The sequence below is a fragment of the Vibrio sp. 1874 genome, assembly GCF_033344395.1.
Classification (GTDB): Bacteria; Pseudomonadota; Gammaproteobacteria; order Enterobacterales; family Vibrionaceae; genus Vibrio; species Vibrio alginolyticus.
The window spans coordinates 685,912-706,076 of sequence record NZ_JAWPOR010000002.1 but is presented as its reverse complement, the minus strand read 5'-3'; the positions used below and the strand labels follow the sequence as shown (position 1 = coordinate 706,076).

Sequence of the window (20,165 nt, the reverse complement as noted above, 5' to 3'; positions counted from 1 at the left end):
ACTATGTTATGCAGGTGCTGTGTAGTTTCTCAGTTCAGTTGCAGTAAGTCCCACTTATTACCATAGAGATCTTGGAACACCACCACTGTCCCGTATTCTTCCACACGAGGCTCTTCATTAAATACAACACCATTTTTCTTCATCAACTCGTAGTCACGCCAAAAATCATTAGTTTGCAGAAACAGGAAAACACGACCACCTGTTTGATTTCCTACTGCATGCGTTTGCTCCGGTGTACTCGCTTGAGCTAAAAGTAGGTTTGTACCATTGGAGTTTGGAGGAGAAACTTGAACCCAGCGTTTACCACCACCTAGGTTGGTATCTTCAACCAGAGTGAATTGAAGTTTTTGAGTATAGAATTCGATAGCATCGTCGTAATTTTCAACGACTAGAGCAATGTTTCCGATTTGCTGCTGAACAGTTTTGGCCATGATGATTTCCGCTGTGTCAAAACGCTAATTGTACTCTATTTTGAGACTTTTCTAGAAAGCACATAACGCCTTGCAAATGTGTAAGGCACACAATACGAATGCTTACGCACGGCGCCTTTGTCACTAGAACCGACAAACAATATAGCTGCCACCAGTGTCGAATCTTGATTGAGCAACTTATTAAAGCCTTAGCTATAACTCAAGAGCAAATCTCTAACCTAATAAAGAAGGCTGCTCGTATACCACGGTATTATAGTTCTTCTAGTTTTCCCTTAGCTAAATCTTCTTGTTGCTTAAGGAACATGAAGAAGTTTGCCTCACTGATAAACGGGTTACCGCTTGTGCCGAGCTTCTTCCTATTTTCAAAAAGGAAATTTTTATGTGGATGGTTCGAAAGGTTAACGTTCACAATAGGTGCCTGTAGTGAAATTTTTCTAATTTTCTCCATGCTAGTCAGGAACTGGCCAATAACTTCTGGATCATTGCTACTTACGCTATGCCCACCAACGATAAAAGCACGATATTGTTCGCCATTATCTTCAACAGTGAAGTCTAAGGAATAATCACCTTCCGTGTGGCCAGGTGTGAGATAGAACTTAAACTCATGTTCACCAATAGCCATAGAGCTATCGCTTTTTATCTCTATGTCTAAATTTGGAGGAAGGAACTTGTTCTCACCTTCGCTTTTGTTTGATTGCTGTATAGATAGTTCATGAGCGCTTTTGGTCATCACGACTTTGGAACCATACTTCTCTTGAAGTAACTGGGCGCCTCCAACGTGGTCAGAATGCCCATGAGTTACCAATATGTGCGTTATTGGCTTATCTTTTAGCCCTAGCTTCTCTAGGTTGATAGGTATCCACTCAGAGTAAGGGAAGTCAAGCGTATCAATGATAACGAGTCCGTCGTCTGTAGCAATGGCATATGATGAGACCCACTTGTCTCCTACATAATAGACATTATCAAACATTTGAAATGGTTCTACATAACCGTTCTTATCATTCATTGCTGGAACATATTGACTTAAGGAAGCAAAAGACGAAGCACTGAAAAGTAAACCTACAATAATTTTTTTCACGAAATCACACACAAATATATCCTTAATAATTTCTTATAGAACCTCGCGGATGAGAAAGCTCTAAACGATTTTCAGAGGCAAATACAACTGCAAATACTTTCTACTTAGCTTGAGTTTTAGCTGACCGAATCACTTGTAAACTCGAATCCCATTAACTGCCTATGTATTCATGATTCTTTTAGAGGTTAAATAAATGAACTCAATTGAAGCAGAGTCATGAAGCTTCACTTGAGGTTACCGGCACAGCACAATGTGATAAACCTCTTTCAAGCAAACATTTGAATGCGATTTTTCCAATTTAAGACATGTTCAATAAATGCATCAACTCTTGCAGGCCTTTTATCGCGGTCTCGATACATAATGAATACTTCTTTACCCGAGCATTGCCATTCTGGCAACAAAGGCAGCAGGTTATGTTGATCATGATTTAGCTCATGAAAGTAATAGGTTGGAATCCACGCAATTCCTAAACCATGGATGACGGCGTCTCTAACTAGCAGTACATCATTTGAAGTGAATTGAAACTTTAGCGGATGATCAAATGTTTCATTGGTGATTTGATTAACTAATTTCCATTGGCTGTCGTTGTTTACCGTAATTAGGCGATGATGAACAAGTTGTTCTGGATGGGTAATCGGTTGGTGTTGTTCTAAATAGCTTCGTGATGCACAAAGCGCAAATGGAATCGACCATAATTTCTGAGCAATCCAGTCTTGTTCAATAAGATCACCAAGACGAAAACTAACATCGACACGGTTAGATACAAGATTGATTTTTTCATTCTGTACATCTAAATCGATACATACCTTCGGATGTTGCTCTGCAAATTCATAAACGCACCGCTTTAACCACATCTGTGTCATGTTAATTGGCGCTGATATTTTGATCGTTCCGCTTAAAGACTGACGCTCAGTCGCAATTCTCGATGTCACATTATTTAAGCTAAGAAGTAGCGGCTCACAGAGTTGATAATATTTTTCGCCATCAGTTGTTAACGCAAAGTGGTGTGCACTGCGGTTAAATAGTCTGCAATTTAAGTTTGTTTCCAGCCTTTTTAACTTCCGGCTTAGCGTGGCTAACGGGACATTAAGACGCTCAGATGCTTGTGTTAGGCTTTGATAGCGAGCAACAGAAACGAATAACAAAAGATCATCCAAAGAGTGACGTTCCATATTTGGGATTAACCCTCTTAAATTTGGCGATTAAAAATCAAATATGAAATATATAGCATTATCGCGTCAAGTTAATTTTTATCAGGAAGATCTATGTCTAAGCATTTATCAATTTGGTGCGGTGTTGTTGTCGCTATCTTTTTTTGGTCTAGTAACTTTAACGTAATAAAGGCTATTAATAGCGATGTCTCTCCTTTGGATTCAGCGACGTTACGATTTTCCGTTGCAGCTTTAATACTCTTACTGATAAGAGGTACTAAACGCTCTCCATATGGAGCCAAACTCACACGAAAAAGTATGTTGTCGTTGTTTGTTATAGCAACCGTGGGTGTAACTATCCAAAACTTCTCTATTTTCTCTGCAATGAGATTTACTACCCCAGTTAACGCAGCGGTTGTTCAGGCAAACCTACCACTTGTCACTATCTTGTTGTCGGGCTTTATTCTCAAGACTTCCATTTCGGTTAAAACTATTTTAGGTGCACTAATCAGTTTTTGTGGAGTGGTAATCGTCATTACAGGGGGAAATATTCATTCTATTAGCAGCAATAGTAATATTGGTGATCTATACATGTTATTTGCTTTAATTAGCGGGTGTTTATACACAATTCTAGCGAAGCGTTTAACATCTCATATCCCAGTAACTCAGCAGTTACGTTGGGTGTTAAGTATTGGTGCCATTCAAATGGTCGCTATAGCGATGTACCACGGCGACTTTAGCCGTAGCTTAAATGCCATAACATTTAAAGACCTAGCATTAATAGCTTACATGAGCCTGTTTGGAACTTTGATCGCTTATTACTTTTGGATGAAAGGCGCTATCGTTCTTGGTCCAGATAAGATGTCTCCATTATTTAATATTATGCCGGTATTCACTCTACTGATTTCGTTCATTTCTGGTGAGCAGGCCAATGGGAAAATGTTTTAGGCGTATTTATCGTTGCGGCTGGTGTGTATATAGGTAACTCAGCACCTTTTGCTCGTTTACGGAAGGTGGTGGAGTAAAAATAGACGCCAACCTTAAGTCGCATTATTTAGAGCAATACTTTGTTAATTGGCATAAGTTTTCTTGGTTTCCAATAGGTACACTTTTCGCTTTCGTCGTTCACTCTTTTATCTAACTTTATTGAGTGCATGTCGAAAATCTTCAATCTTTTGCTAAGAGCGTTTTTTACTATGTAAAAAACAGAGGAGAATGACCATGAAAAAACGACTCAACTATATTGAAGTAGCGCCAAAAGCAATAGAAATCCTATACGCTCAGGAAGCTTACTTCCATGAACAATTTAGCCAATCAGAAACTATGAACATGATCATATGGGAACTGGTTAAGTTACGCATATCGCAAATCAATCAATGTGCATTTTGTATCGACATGCATAGTAAAGATGCGCTTAAGTTAGGTGAAAAGCCGGAACGCATATGGGGGCTTAGTGCATGGAAAGATATGCCATTCTACAGCGATGCAGAACACGTTGCGCTTGGCTGGGCTGAATTACTAACTGCTGGCCTACCAGTAGATGATGATACCTATCAGCTGACCTTGAATACCTTTGGAGAAGAAGCTATGGTCAACCTAACAATTGCGATCAACGCGATCAATAGTTGGAACCGAATAGTTAAGGCATTTAAGCCAAAGGTTGGAGTCTATAAACCTCGATAATTCTATTTGACGGTTCTTACTTGTAAGCCACTGCTTATACCTCAACTTAATAGGATGAAAAGTACATGTGTATCACTTTCTCATTTAAGTTGAGGTTAAATAGGATGATTCATTTGAACTTAGAATTTGATATTTTAAAACCTCAAAAGGCTTTAGCTGGCTATGTTCAAGCCATTTGGTCAGCATCCGTCAAACCTGATACGACGCAAACCGTACGTAAACAATTACTCAGTGATGCTGGTACAGGTGTGGTATTCATTTTACAGAATGAAGTACAAATGGATGGTGAGTGGCAGACGCCGGGGGTTGTCCTACTGCCTATAAGCATTCTGGCACATCAGGTCTGCCTACCGCCAGGCGCGGTGATGACTGGCGTACGCTTTCATCCTGCTGTTGGTTATCAACTATTTGGTAAACGTCTAGAACAGCTATTGCGGATTCAAGACGACCACCCTTTGGCTTCTTCTGCACTAGCAACATTTGAGTCTCTGCAAATAGCTCGTTCGCCATATGCAAGGATTTCTACGTTATATCGCTGGGTTCAAACACTGATTGAGGAATATGAACCGCAGTATGTCGGCCACATTATTGACCAACCTACAGGGACCATCAGTCAGCGCCAGAGAGAGCGCAATTTTCAGAAATGGTTGGGGATTACTCCTAAACATTACCAACGCATTAAACGAGTGAAGCACACTTTAGAGCAACTCCGAGCGCAACCCGATCTTACTTTATCGGAGTTGGCGCTGGAGCAAGGTTTTTCCGATCAAGCACACATGACTAGAGAGTGTAAGCAGATTGCGCGCATGACACCGAAGCAGTATGTCCGAAAGAGAAACCTCTAAACCTTATTAGCTTTCTACATCAAACCCCATTGATTCAGAATCGACCATATACTTGTTACAATGTTCGATCATATATCACCTACTTTTTCGATCGCTCATTCCAGCTTGATGTGAGTTGGTTAGCTCGCTTTTGATGCCGCGTGCCGCTCTACCATAAACGCGATCACTTCTTCGCTTAAGCAAGATTTGCTGATGTATTGGCGTTGTTTACCAAGGTGAAGGATAAAGCCCAAATCAGTTTGTTCGAGTTGGTCGATATCATTGATAGCTAGGTAGAGTTGGTAATCATGCTGTTCAACACGGCCACAGTATTCAGTGCCTCGGTCAGTCAAAATTCTCGGTATTAGCATAGGTCGAGCTCCAACGTTGAAGTATTCTCTCTGGGTGCTTTTCTAAGGTTGTTAGGACTTTTCTTACTTGCTCTAGTCAACTAGAGCTTGTACTTGCCTATCTGTCATCGGACTCTCAGCATCCTTTAACACCGCCCAACGAAGAGCTTTTTGCATATCATTGTTTTTCGAGCGTCATCAACAGCTCGTGTAAATAAATACACTACATGGAACCAGTCGAGAGTAACATTCGCTTTCGGAAGCTCATCTTTGACACCACTCCAACCTGCCCAAGCACATAGATGAGCTTTATAGTGAACTCGAGGTATTTTCGCTGTGATATAGCAATGGTGCTGAAAAAAGTTGAGATGGCGCCATGTTTTATCGGTTATAAAAAAAAACCATTTTCGCGGTGGCTATTGTTAACTGATCTTCATGATAAGAATTCAGAACGAGACAATGAGTATGCAAGCTTACGAAATGGACGTGGATAAGTACTTTAACGAATAGCTCGGTATTTTTTGCCAGAGGGAGTCTACTTATGTTTAACCCATGAAAGTAATAGACATGTCATTTACATTATTTTTTAAAGTATGCCTAGATATAAGCTTTGACATGACTTATTTTTGAGAATTGGGGCGGTTCTAGGCTAGCACTTGAGAGCATTAGGACATAGTATCGTCTCACGCGTGGATATGGGTTGACCTATGTACAATATTGGCAAACAAATGACTAAAATACTGGTTTCCCTTATGAGTGCCACAATATTATTGCTCTCAACAGGTTGTAACGCAGATATGTTTAATTTCTTCAAATCAAAAAAGTTTCAATACATACTTAGCTCAGAGATTACTGGTCGCTTATACTTAGACGGGAAAGCGTTTACTAGCGAGGTAGTTTATCTACACACGGCTTTTTCTAAAAACCGTTATATCACCGAGACAATTACGTCAGAAAATGGTTATTTTCATTTCGAACCTACATACCACTATCAGACGTTTAAAGAACCTGCCCTTCATGAATCCTCTAGCTACATTGGTATTTACATTTTTGTAGATGGAAAAAAATACTACTTACTAGAGGCTCGCTTTTCTGACGTGAAACCCTATGAATTTATTTCAGATAATCTTCTTGATTTAAGTTGTGAGATTAATTCGGACGAATATCGTTACTTTTTTAAAAATAAATTTGTTGAGAATGGCCTCGATCTTGAAATTATTAGTAGGTGTGATTTGAAAGGATTTTCTGAAAAAATATTACTAAATAAGGACACGTAATGGCAAAGTTAACACCAAAAATGGCTTCAGAAATAGCGGATATTCCTTACAAAGCCTATGAAAATAATGGCCGTTTTATCATGCCGGGCAAAAACAGTTTTTCAAATCACTTTTCTTTTTCTGAAGATGATGTATTTGATGGTTTTACAGGCGGTGTAGCGGGTTTATCCAATGTACCGGTATTGCGTAAAGTTATCCCTGGCTTGATGAGAACTTCAGAGGCGTTTGCAGTGGTTGGCACTGGTAAAGGTTCTACATTTGAGAATGAAATTGTCATTTCAATTCGAGGAACACAAAATGCTAATGACTGGATCACAAATGCGAATATAGGGGTGAAAGGATCACCAAACGGTTCGCCCGCTCATGCTGGTTTCAACAATTGTTTTCAAAGTCTTAGCCCCAAGTTGAAGCAGTATATTATGCAGATGAATCCTAAACCAAAACGTATACATTGCGTTGGGCACAGCTTAGGTGGAGCACTCGCATCACTTTGCGCTGATTGGGTGCGTAATGAGATGAAGGTCAGAACCACCTTATACACCTTTGGCGCTCCTAGAGTTGGTCTGGAAGCATACGCACGCTCATCGGAAAAGCTAAACGATGGTGTTTATCGATGTACGCATGGTGCTGATCCTGTACCAAAAATACCGCTTTGGCCATTTATTCATGCTCCAATCTCAACAGGCGAGTACCGCTTGGACTCTGGCACTGGGTTAAGCATATCAGCCCATTTGATGGCAAGAAACAAAAATCCGGGTTACTTAAACACTGCTTCCTCGGATTCTTGGGGAGCGTTGAAGAGGAAATCGAATGACCACTTATTTACCCCTATCCGTCTAAAGTATGAGCAACGAAATCAAGCTTCTTTTTCGGAGTATTGGGCCGATAGAATACAGGGCGCACTTATCACCTATTTGAAAGATGTGGCTCTTTTGTCAACGGTAACGATTCAAGCAGGCGTGATTGCTGGCTTGACCTTTTATGATTGGCTTTCAAGAAAGCTAGAAGCCGTTGCTAAATCATCTAAGCGCAATAAAGAGCAACTAAAAGGCTTATTAGGCCATATGCTTGTTTTTGCCGGCCACTATGGGACCATCATTGAGGATCTATCCGCCCGATTCATTAGATGGGTTTTCGAAAGAACCATTGGACGACTAGTCAGAGTATCTAAACAAGCGATATCGTTGCTAAGTTAACCTAACCATTGCAATGGCATAGTAACGTGATTGCTTAGTTAGAGGTGAACTCATCACCTCATAAGTTAACTGGTGACATTGACATAACGCCGCTAAATGGGATTCTTATTAAGCACTTTTTAGATGAAACTTTCTAACCAAATCGGGTCGCGATTTATCAAAACGAATTTGAAAATAATGAATTTTTCACTATTTTCAAATTCGTGATTAGGAGCCAAAATGTAGGTTTACAATTTCAACTGTTTTTGGATATCTGTTGGAAAAGTAACTTAAACAATTGAGATTAAATAGATTTAATGGGAAATAGCTCTTACAAAACCCGAACTGCGCCCCCTTCCAAGCTGATGATGATGTAGGTTCGATTCTCGCTGCACACTCCATTCTCATAGGCTACTTTCCCTAAAACTTCGAACGCCTCCCATGGGGCTCGAATCGCAATTCCATGGATAGCCCCCTCAAATCGAATAAGTTTCTTCCGCATAGAAGTTACCTTTAGACGCATAAGTCCAACACTGGCCACATGAACTTTATTAGGGAAAATCCAACAAACTAACGAATGTAAAACCTTTGCCGAACATAGTAATCGAGCAAAAATGCTCTAGAAGTTGGCGTCATCACTTTAGGCTCACAATAAACTATCTCATTGCCACTTTTTTGGTTCAGTTTACACACTAACTCCGCAGCACACTTAAGGAGTCCATATACTGGAAAGACGCAACCAGAAACACCGAGTGTAGTGGTTCAGATTTTGAGTCTGAATCAGAGCTACCCCATAAGCATCAAACCCTAAGATCAAAAAAGCAAACCCACGGACTCGCTTTTTTTGTTAGCTCGCTTTTGATGCCGCGTGCCGCTCTACCATAAACGCGATCACTTCTTCGTTTAAGCAAGATTTGCTGATGTATTGGCGTTGTTTACCAAGGTGAAGGATAAAGCCCAAATCAGTTTGTTCGAGTTGGTCGATATCATTCCAAGCGAGGCTGCGGTCAACTTTACCGCTTTTGTAGCGTACGCCATCTGCATTCACTTCAAACACCACTTTACTGCCGCGACTTGAGCTGATGGTTTGACGCCACAGCCACCAAGTTCTTTTGAAGTAAACGCTGCACGCTTCAATCACACTCAATACGATAAAGAACCAACCGACATAACCGTTAGGTAGCAGTTCAAACTCCAATAAAACCACACCAAAGATAAGAAACAGCATCCCTTTTAGGTACGCTTGTGGGAACTTCGTTGGCTGGCTAGTTTGATCATAACACTCAGCAAAGAAAGGTTTGTCGAGTATGTATTCTGTAGTGAATTCGAAATCTTTAGACATGTATGGTTACTTCAAGGCTTCTGTAAATGAGTAATCTTGGTTGCACTCTCGCAACACCTGCATTGTAGCGCTTCTCGAGATTTATCTTTAGTCCTTTTGATTTTGTTTTGTAAATCAATGATACCGCCACGCCAAAAGACCTCGGTGCACTCGCCAAGATCAAACAAGGCGAACCATTTGGCTCGCCTAGTTAATTAATGACCTATATGACTTATGAGGTTTTCTACTTTAGAGGGTCGTTGTCTGGCAATACACTGTGTATCCAGACTGCCAGTCGGTGTTTGATGCTTGCGCCGTCTAGCTTGCTTTCCGGTAATGGGGTGATCTGTTTGGCATCAACCAAGAATAGGTAAATCGCTTTTACTCTTAGAGGTTGTGGTGACTGAGGAAGGTCAAAGCCTTGTAGCTTCGCCATCTTCCCACCAATCTCTAGTGCCTTCTTAACCAGTTTGTCTTCATTGTGAAGTTTGGAGCTTTTTGACATTGATAAATCCTCTTCTTCGCTTCAATTAAGAATACATGAAGTGCCACGTATGGCGTGTTAGAAAGCTCGCATATTGATAAGTTTATGCCTTATTACCGAGTAACTGATTGAAAAACGACCTTAATTCGTCATCACCAAGATTGAGCAGGTAGTCACCAACATACCATTCAATAATCGATTGATTTGGATGTGCCGTGACTTGCGGGTTACCAAACCAAATGCCCTTTTCCGTGGCAAACGTGTATTGGAGTTCTTTCAACTCTTCGCAGCTAAATGGCAGGATAAGGTGCAACATGTTTGCTTGAGGCTGGGTTGGTCTTACCGCCAAAGTTGGGAACTCTTTAATGATCTTGTAGATCTGCTTTGTTCGCTCAAACAGAGCTGGCATTTGTGCCAACCTTTCATCAAACTGCATCGCCGCAGACACCACATAAGGTGTTCTGTGATACAGGTTGCCACCTTGGCGCTTCATCCACATTGAGGCCAGTTCAATGAACGCCTTTGAGCCAAGCAGCATAGAGCCGCCCATGCCGTTGATGCCTTTGTAAAGTGAAACATAGGTCGTATCAAAACTAGCGGCGATCTCGCGGTATTTTTTCTGATAGTAAGCTGCGGTTTCCCATAGTCTTGCGCCATCCATGTGGAGATGAATGTCATTTTCGGCGCAGTACGTTTTAATTTCTTCTAGTTCTTGCCATGAAGGTAGCTGACCGCCAATTTCTCGCATTGGGAGTTCATAAAGAACGGCTGCGATTTCATCCGGCCACGCAGTGAGATCCTCAAGCTTCCATGTTTGATAAGGGTTCCCTACTGGCAAAATACTAAAGCGATGTTGAAGCTGATAACCTTGTTTTTCATGCACCGGAATATGGCTAGATGCGTGCATGGCGACAATAGGATTACGCTTTTGTCTTGTGACAATTTCAAGCACCGTTGGTTGCGTCATCGTTCCTGTTACAACAAAAAGCCCTGCCTCGTAACCCAGCAGATCGGCAACCTTTTGCTCGAACGCTTGAATCGTTTCTCCCTCACCGTAGACATCGTGATTAACGTTGTTTTCTTCGCACCACTTCGCCATTTTCGCAAAGTGTTCGGCTGGAGAATCTTCTTTATTACCGGAGAGATGGGTATGACAAAGCTGTTTTAGGTGGGCACTCATTGTTCTGTCCTTTGAATCAAAGTTTCAACAATGTAACTTGTTAAAACGGAGGCGTAAACTGCATTTTCGCGATGCATTTTCTGCTTATGCTTCCATGCTGAACCTCCGATTGGACATAGATTTAACTTAAGAGTGATTTACGCAGAACGAAGATCATGCTCACCGTAAACAAGCCATTTCGGTAAATATGCGGCTTCTGGAATCGTCCAGCCATACTTATCGTATGCTAATGCAGCAAGACCAGTCAGTTTCAGAGAAACATTTCCTTTTGGCGAATAGCGAACATCTTCATTCATGTAGAACTGGTAATGCGCCTCTAACGCATCCCTCAGTGCCTCTTGATAATGTGCCTCATCGCCATCGATAATGGCAACAAACACATTCACAAATGGAATAAACAAAGAGTGTACATATGGCACTCTGGTTGATTCTAAGTATTGCGGGGAGGATTTCTCCATCACAGTTTGCAATAACTCTGGTAACGCTGATGAATTGCTAAATACACCGTTAACGAACTCGACTAGCGCAACATCGAATGGATCTTTTAAACGCACTAACGACTCATCCATGATGGTCATCAGCTCTACGCAGCGCCAATCTCTCGCGGCCATCGCTAAACAGATTTCATCCAACCAAGCATCCATCGTTCCCCCTGCAATAGAACGGTTACCTACTTCCGAAAAATGTCGTTGCCCAACGGAGAATTCAACCACTTTGTCTGAATGATTGGCCAGCAAGTACACGTTATTCAGTAACTCAAGCGCTCTTTTTATATAAGCTGGTGAGGCCTGATGTTGTCCGTATTTTGAAGCAGTGAAGAATGCATCAAGCGAATACCAAGCGTCGCCTTTCATTCTTTTGAGAGGTTGTTGATAAAAGGACTGCTTTTCATCAAGCATTTTTTCCCAAAAGCTGTAGAAACGTTCGTCTTCTTCACGAAAAATACGCAATTTTCTTTCTTCAGGTATCTCTAAATAGTGATTTTTCATTTGTTCCATCGTTCCCTAGCCTCGCATTATAAGTTGTTCTAATTTTTTGCCGTGATGACATTCATCTTTAAAATCAAGCCGTGAATGATGCCGAAGTGGATTTATAAAATCAATTTATAATCAGTATTTTATATCGAAAGTTAATGCTTAATTGAAATGAATCGAAAAGCCGAAAAACATTTGAAATATAAGGCTACCGCACAAGCCGCGATGGGTAAGCCAGAACGTGCCTGTCCATAAACAGTGGACGACGAACACTGACTTTGTGGAGTAAAGATAGACAGATATTCACCATTGTGTTCGCCTTTCTTTTTCTGTCGCTTTCAATAATACTCTTGTGCAATATTACTCAGCTGGAAAATTTTATGCCTCAAGCAAACTCTGTGGTCGTACTCGACTTTGAAACCACAGGTCTCTCTCCTACTTTAGGTGATCGCGCAATAGAAATTGGTGCAGTAAAGTTAGTCAATGGCGAGGTTGTCGATAGCTTTCAGCAACTCATGAATCCCGGTTTCAGAGTGAGTTCTTTCATTGAGAACTACACCGGCATTACCAACAATATGTTGCGATCGGCACCAAGCTGCGAAGAGGTAATGGCGTCATTTAGTGAGTTCATTGCTGGCGAGAACCTTGTCGCTCACAACGCGTCCTTCGATAAACGATTTTTAGATGCAGAGCTTGAACGAATCAACTGTGGTTATTCGGGTGAGTTTGCTTGCTCCTTACTGGTAGCAAGACGGCTCATTCAAGAAGCCCCATCACATAAGCTAGGTGAACTTGTTCGCTATAAAAATATCGACAACGACGGTGTTTTCCACCGTGCACTAGCCGATGCGCAAATGACAGCCAAGCTTTGGCTCTTAATGGTCGAAGGGATAGAAAACTCAGGCGTCGAAAAACCAAGTTTTCAGTTGATGCAAACGGTCAGTAAAACAGCCAAAGGAAAAGTCGACCTGCTACTCGCCAAAAGCCGTGCGTAACCCCCTCCGAACTGAAAGCTGATTCTAGTCTCTTAGACGTTTAAGTGATTTTCGATATACATGCGATATTGGCTATATCTGTCACTATCGCAGTGCTTCTTTTTCAAAACAAAGATCGCCTGGGTCACTCTATCCTCCAAAACTTCTAAAAAAATCGTGAATTATGTCTCACCGATTTAGATACTCGCTATAGTCATTCGAGACAATACGCAACAATTCGAGGTGTATTCACTGACTACTGATTTGTAAGCGATGATCAACAATGTTTTTCTGTTCTTAGAACAGTTTGCAGCTTTACTCATACTCGTACTGATTTCTGTTTTTGCTGTTGGCTTTTTATTTTTTGGTAAGGAAGCTCAAGAGTTTACACCAAGCATAAAAGGACGTATTACGAAGAACGATACTCCCATAAAGAATGCAAATGTAGTACTTAACATTCGGTCAGCAAATCGTTCTTTCGAACGTAGCTTCACCACGAATACAAATGGGGAATTCAAGTTTGATCCTGTTTTCAGAAAAAGGAACAAAGTTCTAAGTATTTTCGATGGCCTATTTCAAACAATATGCAGTGTAGAAGTGACCACAACCGTTGCCAATCAAAAGGTTGTTATTTGGAAAGGAATTTTCAGGCATCATGTCATCGGTATGAAGGAAAGAGTAAATATGTCTAATTTAAACTGCGAAGCCACCAACCCCATCAGAAAGTTTGAATTTCAATCCTATGGGGATTCCGTAAGTAGTCAATGTGACTTAAGTGATTACTTAAAAGTAAACAGATAGAGTAATGTTTACTCTATCAAACTCCTCAACTTCCTAATCCGAACGCGGTAGATCGCTGGTCTCACCAACCAAACTGGCTTACTATGCCAGGTACCTAAAACGCTTTGTGAGTCACTCATGAGCAGAAAAAATAACAAAAACCTCAGCATTCTTCTTAAACTCAGCACCTTTATTGCACCTTATAAATGGCGGGTTGCGGCAGCCTTGGTTGCCCTTGTCGCGACAGCAAGTTTGACGTTATCCGTTGGCTATGGAGTGCGCATTCTTATCGACCAAGGCTTTGCTCAGCAATCATTGCAAGAGCTCACCAATGCGATTCAGTTTATTGTCGGTGTCACATTGTGTATTGCCATTGGGACTTTCTTTCGCTTTTACCTTGTCTCTGCCGTAGGTGAGCGCGTTAGTGCGGATATTCGCCTTGCAGTGTTTAACCATGTGATTACGCTGCATCCGAGCTATTTTGAGACTAACAGTAGTGGCGACATAATGTCGCGCCTGACTACCGATACCACATTGCTGCAAAGCATTATTGGTTCATCGTTCTCGATGGCGATGCGTAGCGCTTTGATGTGTTTTGGTGCCATCATTATGTTATTCGCTACCAACGTTAAGCTCACGCTGATTGTGCTTGCTTCTGTGCCTTTGGTTTTGGTACCAATTTTGTTTTATGGACGACGCGTGCGTGCGCTCTCTCGCAAAAGTCAGGATTCAATGGCCGATGTCGGAAGCTACGCTGGAGAAGCGATAGAACATATTAAAACCGTGCAAAGTTTTAGCTCAGAGTCGCATGAACGAGCGGCTTTCGCTGTCGAGGTGGAAAAAGCTTATGAAATAGGTAGACAGAGAGTAAAGCAGCGAGCGATCCTGATATCAGGCGTTATTGTGATTGTGTTCAGCGCGATTGCAGGCATGCTTTGGGTAGGCGGCAGCGATGTGATTCACGGAAAAATGTCTGCGGGTGACCTAGCCGCATTTGTGTTTTATGCCATTATGGTTGCCTCATCGACTGCAACCATTTCCGAAGTCATGGGTGAATTGCAAAGAGCCGCAGGTGCTACCGAACGGCTGATTGAGATCCTTCAAGTAGCCAGTGATATTAAAGCGCCAAGCAACCATTTGCCTGTCCGTGCCGACATGCCTGCTGAGGTTAACTTTAATTCGGTGAGTTTCAACTACCCTTCTCGCCCAAATCAACCAGCTATCAAAGAGTTAAATCTAACTGCTGAACAAGGAAAAGTGTTGGCGTTGGTCGGCCCTTCTGGTGCAGGTAAAACAACGCTATTCGAACTGCTGCAACGCTTTTATGACCCACAACAGGGGCAAGTGTTGTTTGGTGGCGAAGACATTCGACAGTTCGATCCAAACGAGCTTCGACGCCAAATGGCACTCGTACCTCAACAACCAGCGCTGTTTAGCCATGATGTGTTTCACAATATTCGTTACGGCAATCCAGAAGCCACGGATGAACAAGTTATCGAAGCCGCGAAAAAAGCCCATGCCCATGAGTTTATTGAGAAGCTTCCCGAGGGCTATCACAGCTTTTTAGGGGAGCGCGGCGTTAGGCTATCGGGCGGACAAAAGCAGCGTATTGCGATTGCTCGCGCGATTCTAAAAGATCCAAAAATCTTACTGCTAGACGAAGCTACCAGCGCCCTTGATAGTGAAAGTGAACATCACGTTCAACAAGCACTTGAAGCTCTAATGAAAGGACGCACAACGCTGATTATTGCTCATCGTCTTTCGACTATCCAACATGCGGATAAAATTGCGGTGCTCGACAATGGCGAGTTAGTCGATGTCGGTAACCACCAATCATTAATGCAAAGCTGTGAGTTGTATCAGCGACTTGTGGCATTGCAATTTAAGCACTTGGAGTAACGCCTAGTTAAGCGTTCAAAAGTAAGCAAAGGCGGACCAAATAATTTAATAACAGGAGTTTAACGATGTTTTTGTGTCAGTCCAGCGAGCCTTGGCGAGACTAAGAATCTAGCTCTGAGTGGTTAATGAGATAATTTAGACCATGAAGAGCTAGGATAGAAGATCCCACATCATGTCCCATCGTCGCTGTACAAGGTGACGAAATACAACAGATGCCACTCGCAGTTAAACGAGCGGCATTAAACCAAGCAGCTCGCCTTTTAACAAAGGAATTCCAGTAAGAATCCAGTAACCAGCGTATTCTCCCTTCAACTAGAAATACTCGTTCACAACTACCATATAAAACCCAATCAACTTCATTTGTAACAATTCAGGTTTCAAAAATAGGAAATCATTACTGAAAAAGTTTACCGCGTTTTGTGTTGCTATCTATGGTTACAATGTTTGAGACATCAATGCCTTCAAACCAAGCAACACAAAAGCGGCACCGATATGAACAGCGAAGCGAAACAACTATTTTCTTATCTATGTCAGCGATACGATGCGCTTTCTCAAGAGCTTGAGTCTCGCCCTTTTCCTGAATTTTCTGAGACTATTACTCATCCTCCTGGGCACTGTTTAGTCCGTTGCCCAGCAGGTAGCCAACGCTTTTCTATTGTAGCAGTCAACTTTGCACCCTCCGTTCGCGGGCAAGGCGTGCTTACTGCATTTATCGACTATATCAAAAGCAATCCTTACCACTACCAAGGTGTTGAGGTTGCAATCATTGAAAACAAGAACTTAGCTAAACGGCTTTTGTCTCTTGGCTGGAAGTACAAGTCCCTGTTTGGCAAGATTTTCTTCGCTAGCAAGCCGACCCTAGTAAAGGACTTTCAGTCTACGTAATGGTTACTACGACACCGCATCGGTATCCAAAGTAAAGCCATCACTCAAAATCCGTAAGCATGTTGAAGAAAACTTGGCGATCTTCTGCAGTACTTCCTCGATGAGCAGTGTATTCAACGTGCGCGTCTGCGCTGGCTTTTGGGGATAGATTGATGCCCCATAACGCATTAATTTGGTTTGGTACGATGGAATAACGCATATCAACAATTCGCATTTCATTATTCGGATCCGTCGCTACAAAACCGTTTGAAAACCAACGGAAACGTTCGATGTCTCTTGCTTGTTGCGATTGCGGGTTTAGCCACGGAAATTGCTCTTTTATATTTAACTTTGGAGTTGATTCGCCAGGGTAAATTTTTATTGAACGCCCCACCCTTACGGCATCTACATAGTAGCTCTCTTCCGTTTCATAAATTAGTTTCCAAACCAAAAGATTGCTGAAACTTGGTTTGGCTTTTAATTGTACAGCGTTGTGTTGTCGCTCTTTGACGATTTCCCAACCAGCTACTTCTGCTCTATCTCGCTGGATCATTCCAAGACTTAGGTAAGCCAGGCACCATAAAAATGCAATGCGGGCATAGTTTGGGCTTCGCTTCAGTGCAACAAACAAAAGCAATATTAAAATAGGGAGTGTGAACGCGGGGTCGATTACCGAAATAGTGTTCCAAGCATAACGCGTGTTGCTTATCGGCCATAGAAGCTGTGTTCCATAACTGGTGCATGCGTCTAATAACGCATGGGTACTATAACCAAGCGCGCAGTAAAACCAACTCTGCCGGAAGCTTAGTCCTCGCTTTTTTGCGAACAATGGATACAACACCAAAGCACAAATGAAACTACCAAACGGGATAAACAAGAGCGAGTGAGTAAATTGGCGATGGTATTCCAAATACAGCAAAGGATCAGTTGAAGAACGGATGAGCACATCTAAATCCGGAGCCATCCCAGAGACCACGCCCAACACGCCAACAACTGCAAGGTTTCGCTTGTTGCTCACGGCCAGTGGCAAAGCTGCACCCAATAAACCTTGCGTTAACGGATCCATCGTTCACTTCCTTTAGATAGATGAAGCTCAGCTGGAAAGCGTGAACGCTCAATAGTCGGTTCCAATTTAAAAACCAGAAGGTTCTTCGACATAAATTATCCGCATTTAAGTGGAAAACAATACACGACTTAGTCATGCATTTGCTTGTTTAGCAACAAACACCTTGATTCAGTGTAAGAAGGAATCACGCCGTTCGCTAGTGAACGAACAAATCTGAGTCTAGGCTTGTTTGGTATTTCAAACCCGAAGGTTTATCTGACGCGAAAAAACAAGGCGAACCAAATGGCTCGCCTTGTTTCTAATTTACTGAACGATAAACGACAGGTGTTTAGTCTTGAGGATTCTCTTTCGCGTTGATTTCAGCGTAAGTGTGCAGCAGCTCCGTCAATGTTTTTACCCACGCAAAAACATCCGAAGGTGCATTTTCGATTAGTTTTTCCACTAGAGCACAGTGTGTTTCTAGCGTGATGGCCTCTTCCAAACGGAATGAGATCGCGTAGAAATGCCAAAGCACCAATCGCGTCATTCGCTCGCTATTTTGCTTTGCGTTGTCTGAGTCATCAAACGCTTGTTGAATTTCACTCAGTGCGATTGCTGTCATGCGTAGCATTGCATCAAGACGTGCAGACAACATGCGGTCTTCACTATCCACTTCTTCTTGATCAAAAGTGAACAGCTCATTCATCACGTCTTCTGGCACCATTTTACTGATCATACGAGCACTAAACTCTTCCAGCTCATGGCGAGGCATAGTTACAAGACAATCGAAGGTGTAATCACGAAGCATAAAATCACTCTAGGTTAGAAATCAATTTCAGCCTCGCATTCTAAATATTGAAATTTCAATTGCCAGTGTTAATTTCTATCCATCTACGAAAAACTACAAAACACCGTTGATTGCAATACCAACACCAATCCGCTGCTGATTATGATCATAGTCGATCAAGCTCTTACCATAACCCGCTGAGTATTGTGCGTACCCCTGAACTTTGCCCCAAATCGGAAATGACACACCCAGTTCTGCAAAACCCTTATGTGTTTGAAAGTTCTGGCGACCTAAAAAGGTAAACTCGTAACCATTCCACTTGTAAGCACTCGATAGCTCAAAGTGTCCCATATAGTCTTCGATATCCGGGTTATCATCACCTTTGGGATCATTAGGCGATGTCTTTTCATCTTCAGGTATACGCCACCAAGGCTGGATAGAAACCGCAAAATTGTCTTTTGCAAAGGTTACGTTGGCATAGACACGGTTCCAACTGCGCGATAGCTCCTGTCTCTGACCGTTAGACTCATGTTCAATACCAAAACCTAACCAAGTCGAACCATCAAGTGGTATCCAGTCAGTTGGGGTGTAGTAAAAAAGCTCTGGACGATAATTGGTTTCACGGAATGGACGAGATGCTGCACCCGTGTATACCTGCCAAAATGATTTAAGAGTCATTCCAAAAAACAGACCATCGCCATCAAACAACAAGTCATCATAGTTCATTGGTACTTTAAAACTGATTTGGAACTCCGCCTCTTCCTTACGCAGTTCATCGCCGTATTTGGTGTCGGCATACGCGCGTTTATTTACTCGATCACTGTACGTAAACGGAAGAATATAGTTAACGCGATGCGCGACTAGGCTAAACGGTTCGAACGCGTTTTCTCGTTCTGATTCCAAACGCTTGTCGACCAAGCTTTCCTGAAGTTCTTCAGGCTCTTCAATTTCTGGATCTGCGGGCACTGTGCTGGTTACTGTGTCAAGCTCACACTGCACGCGAATGCTCTTTATGGTTTCCTCACCTTTGCTTTGCTTTATTTTGTCTAGCAAACATAAATCATAAGCACTGGCTGTTTCTCCCATCGCAACTGGCGCTGCCAATAAACTCAGTATTGATATCCCTGCCACTTTTGAAGCCATCTGAAACCCTTAATATTCTTTATGTCAAACCAGATAATTTTAGTTTTTCTTGGTAAACCGCTTGCCATTCTGACGTTAAGGCAATGTTAAATGTCCGCCGACTTTACGTCTTGGATAAATGCAACAGACTTTAGACATATCGGTCAACTATGATCAAAGCGCAAAAAACAACCAAGAGTTGAGCATCATAGATAAAAACCACTCGTTTGCATGATGCTCATGTTCTCTATGCAAAATACTGGCTCGTAACTTTGATTGCAAACCCGGCTATGAATAAACCCAAACCATAACCCAAATGCGCCAATGTGCTAAGAAAACGGGCTTTCCAAGGTGTTGGGGTTTTACTCGCAGCAAAACCAAATCCTAGACAAGGTTGAATGACCAAAAATGGGAAGATCAACGTTACCACGCCTGTAATTAAGCTGGGCATTAGACTGGGCTCTACCAACCAATGATGACCAAAAACAGTAACGTGAGCCAAAGCGAAAGTAACGCCGATGGCATAATGCAAAAACCAGCCAAGTGACTTTTCTCCCGGCATCGCCTCTGACGCCATAATTGGCGCATGCATAAACTTTCCTTGGGGCATGTACAAAACCCAGCGCGCAACCAACGCATAGTTTAATGAAGGAATACCAAACACTCTCCTTTGTAACCATGCCCATAAATCCATTATCAAAGTGGCACCAATCCCTATTAGCACAGCTTGCAATCCCATTAAAAGCAGCATTTTTCTCTCCTCAAG

General features: G+C 42.1%; 22 protein-coding genes and 1 pseudogene. 9 read left to right on the top strand and 14 right to left on the bottom strand.

What is annotated here, in order from left to right:
- Positions 1–29: 29 nt before the first annotated feature.
- From R8N46_RS07045 to R8N46_RS07035, 3 genes are all read right to left on the bottom strand, one after another.
- Positions 30–431, bottom strand: a complete 402-nt coding sequence (locus R8N46_RS07045) for a VOC family protein (RefSeq protein WP_005388788.1) — start codon at positions 429–431, stop codon at positions 30–32.
- A gap of 250 nt (positions 432–681) precedes the next feature.
- Positions 682–1,509 (bottom strand): MBL fold metallo-hydrolase, encoded by an 828-nt coding sequence (locus R8N46_RS07040; RefSeq protein ID WP_171345658.1) that lies wholly within the window; start codon positions 1,507–1,509, stop codon positions 682–684.
- 266 nt (positions 1,510–1,775) lie between these two features.
- A complete protein-coding gene (locus tag R8N46_RS07035; RefSeq protein ID WP_250154718.1) occupies positions 1,776–2,666 on the bottom strand; it encodes a LysR family transcriptional regulator in 891 nt (296 codons plus the stop codon).
- Between the two features lie 108 nt (positions 2,667–2,774).
- On the opposite strand from R8N46_RS07035, the gene R8N46_RS07030 reads away from it, so the two are divergent.
- The 3 genes from R8N46_RS07030 to R8N46_RS07020 all read left to right on the top strand — a co-directional run bounded on the left by R8N46_RS07030 (position 2,775) and on the right by R8N46_RS07020 (position 5,188).
- A complete protein-coding gene (locus tag R8N46_RS07030; RefSeq protein WP_318098263.1) occupies positions 2,775–3,608 on the top strand; it encodes a DMT family transporter in 834 nt (277 codons plus the stop codon).
- 273 nt (positions 3,609–3,881) lie between these two features.
- Positions 3,882–4,343: a carboxymuconolactone decarboxylase family protein gene (locus R8N46_RS07025; RefSeq protein ID WP_005376442.1), complete on the top strand. Its 462-nt coding sequence runs from the start codon at positions 3,882–3,884 to the stop codon at positions 4,341–4,343.
- Between the two features lie 104 nt (positions 4,344–4,447).
- Positions 4,448–5,188: a helix-turn-helix domain-containing protein gene (locus R8N46_RS07020; RefSeq protein ID WP_169644074.1), complete on the top strand. Its 741-nt coding sequence runs from the start codon at positions 4,448–4,450 to the stop codon at positions 5,186–5,188.
- 119 nt (positions 5,189–5,307) lie between these two features.
- On the opposite strand, the pseudogene R8N46_RS07015 reads toward R8N46_RS07020, so the two are convergent.
- A pseudogene (locus tag R8N46_RS07015) lies at positions 5,308–5,460 on the bottom strand (YcxB family protein); the annotation flags it as partial.
- Between the two features lie 203 nt (positions 5,461–5,663).
- Positions 5,664–5,846, bottom strand: a complete 183-nt coding sequence (locus tag R8N46_RS25745; protein ID WP_374188915.1) for a transposase — start codon at positions 5,844–5,846, stop codon at positions 5,664–5,666.
- A 378-nt stretch (positions 5,847–6,224) separates the two neighbouring features.
- Here R8N46_RS25745 and R8N46_RS07010 point away from each other — a divergent pair, with 378 nt between their 5' ends.
- Positions 6,225–6,794: a DUF6795 domain-containing protein gene (locus tag R8N46_RS07010; protein ID WP_115386626.1), complete on the top strand. Its 570-nt coding sequence runs from the start codon at positions 6,225–6,227 to the stop codon at positions 6,792–6,794.
- The gene (locus R8N46_RS07005; protein ID WP_115386625.1) at positions 6,794–7,990 is read left to right on the top strand and encodes a lipase family protein; all 1,197 of its coding nucleotides are present in this window, start codon (positions 6,794–6,796) and stop codon (positions 7,988–7,990) included. The genes R8N46_RS07010 and R8N46_RS07005 overlap by 1 nt, the downstream gene beginning before the upstream one ends.
- Positions 7,991–8,300: 310 nt before the next feature.
- Here R8N46_RS07005 and R8N46_RS07000 read toward each other — a convergent pair whose 3' ends face one another.
- The 5 genes from R8N46_RS07000 to R8N46_RS06980 form a co-directional block, all read right to left on the bottom strand.
- A complete protein-coding gene (locus R8N46_RS07000; RefSeq protein ID WP_171345594.1) occupies positions 8,301–8,471 on the bottom strand; it encodes a hypothetical protein in 171 nt (56 codons plus the stop codon).
- Positions 8,472–8,816: 345 nt separating this feature from the next.
- Positions 8,817–9,311, bottom strand: a complete 495-nt coding sequence (locus R8N46_RS06995; RefSeq protein ID WP_005376446.1) for a YcxB family protein — start codon at positions 9,309–9,311, stop codon at positions 8,817–8,819.
- A gap of 223 nt (positions 9,312–9,534) precedes the next feature.
- Positions 9,535–9,795, bottom strand: a complete 261-nt coding sequence (locus tag R8N46_RS06990) for a DUF5062 family protein (protein WP_115386623.1) — start codon at positions 9,793–9,795, stop codon at positions 9,535–9,537.
- Between the two features lie 82 nt (positions 9,796–9,877).
- Entirely contained in the window at positions 9,878–10,954 is a 1,077-nt protein-coding gene (locus R8N46_RS06985) for a threonine aldolase family protein (RefSeq protein WP_115386622.1), read from the bottom strand.
- A 137-nt stretch (positions 10,955–11,091) separates the two neighbouring features.
- Positions 11,092–11,952 (bottom strand): immunity 49 family protein, encoded by an 861-nt coding sequence (locus R8N46_RS06980; protein ID WP_104976121.1) that lies wholly within the window; start codon positions 11,950–11,952, stop codon positions 11,092–11,094.
- 356 nt (positions 11,953–12,308) lie between these two features.
- Here R8N46_RS06980 and R8N46_RS06975 point away from each other — a divergent pair, with 356 nt between their 5' ends.
- The 4 genes from R8N46_RS06975 to R8N46_RS06960 all read left to right on the top strand — a co-directional run bounded on the left by R8N46_RS06975 (position 12,309) and on the right by R8N46_RS06960 (position 16,466).
- The gene (locus R8N46_RS06975) at positions 12,309–12,923 is read left to right on the top strand and encodes a PolC-type DNA polymerase III (RefSeq protein ID WP_169644072.1); all 615 of its coding nucleotides are present in this window, start codon (positions 12,309–12,311) and stop codon (positions 12,921–12,923) included.
- A gap of 252 nt (positions 12,924–13,175) precedes the next feature.
- The gene (locus tag R8N46_RS06970; RefSeq protein ID WP_104976122.1) at positions 13,176–13,703 is read left to right on the top strand and encodes a DUF6795 domain-containing protein; all 528 of its coding nucleotides are present in this window, start codon (positions 13,176–13,178) and stop codon (positions 13,701–13,703) included.
- Positions 13,704–13,820: 117 nt separating this feature from the next.
- On the top strand, positions 13,821–15,581 hold the full coding sequence (locus R8N46_RS06965; protein ID WP_115386621.1) for an ABC transporter ATP-binding protein/permease: 1,761 nt from the start codon (positions 13,821–13,823) through the stop codon (positions 15,579–15,581).
- Positions 15,582–16,073: 492 nt separating this feature from the next.
- Positions 16,074–16,466, top strand: a complete 393-nt coding sequence (locus tag R8N46_RS06960; RefSeq protein WP_318098268.1) for a hypothetical protein — start codon at positions 16,074–16,076, stop codon at positions 16,464–16,466.
- Positions 16,467–16,506: 40 nt separating this feature from the next.
- On the opposite strand, the gene R8N46_RS06955 is transcribed toward R8N46_RS06960, so the two are convergent.
- The 4 genes from R8N46_RS06955 to R8N46_RS06940 all read right to left on the bottom strand — a co-directional run bounded on the left by R8N46_RS06955 (position 16,507) and on the right by R8N46_RS06940 (position 20,150).
- A complete protein-coding gene (locus tag R8N46_RS06955) occupies positions 16,507–17,511 on the bottom strand; it encodes a metal-dependent hydrolase (protein ID WP_064354740.1) in 1,005 nt (334 codons plus the stop codon).
- A 328-nt stretch (positions 17,512–17,839) separates the two neighbouring features.
- Positions 17,840–18,298, bottom strand: a complete 459-nt coding sequence (locus R8N46_RS06950; protein ID WP_005388759.1) for a hypothetical protein — start codon at positions 18,296–18,298, stop codon at positions 17,840–17,842.
- 93 nt (positions 18,299–18,391) lie between these two features.
- Positions 18,392–19,420, bottom strand: a complete 1,029-nt coding sequence (locus R8N46_RS06945; protein WP_064354739.1) for a phospholipase A — start codon at positions 19,418–19,420, stop codon at positions 18,392–18,394.
- Between the two features lie 226 nt (positions 19,421–19,646).
- Complete coding sequence (locus R8N46_RS06940) at positions 19,647–20,150, bottom strand: DUF2938 domain-containing protein (protein ID WP_025767821.1); 504 nt, start codon at positions 20,148–20,150, stop codon at positions 19,647–19,649.
- Positions 20,151–20,165 lie beyond the last annotated feature (15 nt).

Coding starts and splice junctions, on each gene's coding strand:
- R8N46_RS07045 (WP_005388788.1), bottom strand. CDS start 431: ATGGCCAAAACTGTTCAGCAGCAAATCGGAAACATTGCTCTAGTCGTT.
- R8N46_RS07030 (WP_318098263.1), top strand. CDS start 2,775: ATGTCTAAGCATTTATCAATTTGGTGCGGTGTTGTTGTCGCTATCTTT.
- R8N46_RS07025 (WP_005376442.1), top strand. CDS start 3,882: ATGAAAAAACGACTCAACTATATTGAAGTAGCGCCAAAAGCAATAGAA.
- R8N46_RS07020 (WP_169644074.1), top strand. CDS start 4,448: ATGATTCATTTGAACTTAGAATTTGATATTTTAAAACCTCAAAAGGCT.
- R8N46_RS07010 (WP_115386626.1), top strand. CDS start 6,225: ATGTACAATATTGGCAAACAAATGACTAAAATACTGGTTTCCCTTATG.
- R8N46_RS07005 (WP_115386625.1), top strand. CDS start 6,794: ATGGCAAAGTTAACACCAAAAATGGCTTCAGAAATAGCGGATATTCCT.
- R8N46_RS07000 (WP_171345594.1), bottom strand. CDS start 8,471: ATGCGGAAGAAACTTATTCGATTTGAGGGGGCTATCCATGGAATTGCG.
- R8N46_RS06995 (WP_005376446.1), bottom strand. CDS start 9,311: ATGTCTAAAGATTTCGAATTCACTACAGAATACATACTCGACAAACCT.
- R8N46_RS06990 (WP_115386623.1), bottom strand. CDS start 9,795: ATGTCAAAAAGCTCCAAACTTCACAATGAAGACAAACTGGTTAAGAAG.
- R8N46_RS06985 (WP_115386622.1), bottom strand. CDS start 10,954: ATGAGTGCCCACCTAAAACAGCTTTGTCATACCCATCTCTCCGGTAAT.
- R8N46_RS06980 (WP_104976121.1), bottom strand. CDS start 11,952: ATGGAACAAATGAAAAATCACTATTTAGAGATACCTGAAGAAAGAAAA.
- R8N46_RS06975 (WP_169644072.1), top strand. CDS start 12,309: ATGCCTCAAGCAAACTCTGTGGTCGTACTCGACTTTGAAACCACAGGT.
- R8N46_RS06970 (WP_104976122.1), top strand. CDS start 13,176: ATGATCAACAATGTTTTTCTGTTCTTAGAACAGTTTGCAGCTTTACTC.
- R8N46_RS06965 (WP_115386621.1), top strand. CDS start 13,821: ATGAGCAGAAAAAATAACAAAAACCTCAGCATTCTTCTTAAACTCAGC.
- R8N46_RS06960 (WP_318098268.1), top strand. CDS start 16,074: ATGAACAGCGAAGCGAAACAACTATTTTCTTATCTATGTCAGCGATAC.
- R8N46_RS06955 (WP_064354740.1), bottom strand. CDS start 17,511: ATGGATCCGTTAACGCAAGGTTTATTGGGTGCAGCTTTGCCACTGGCC.
- R8N46_RS06950 (WP_005388759.1), bottom strand. CDS start 18,298: ATGCTTCGTGATTACACCTTCGATTGTCTTGTAACTATGCCTCGCCAT.
- R8N46_RS06945 (WP_064354739.1), bottom strand. CDS start 19,420: ATGGCTTCAAAAGTGGCAGGGATATCAATACTGAGTTTATTGGCAGCG.
- R8N46_RS06940 (WP_025767821.1), bottom strand. CDS start 20,150: ATGCTGCTTTTAATGGGATTGCAAGCTGTGCTAATAGGGATTGGTGCC.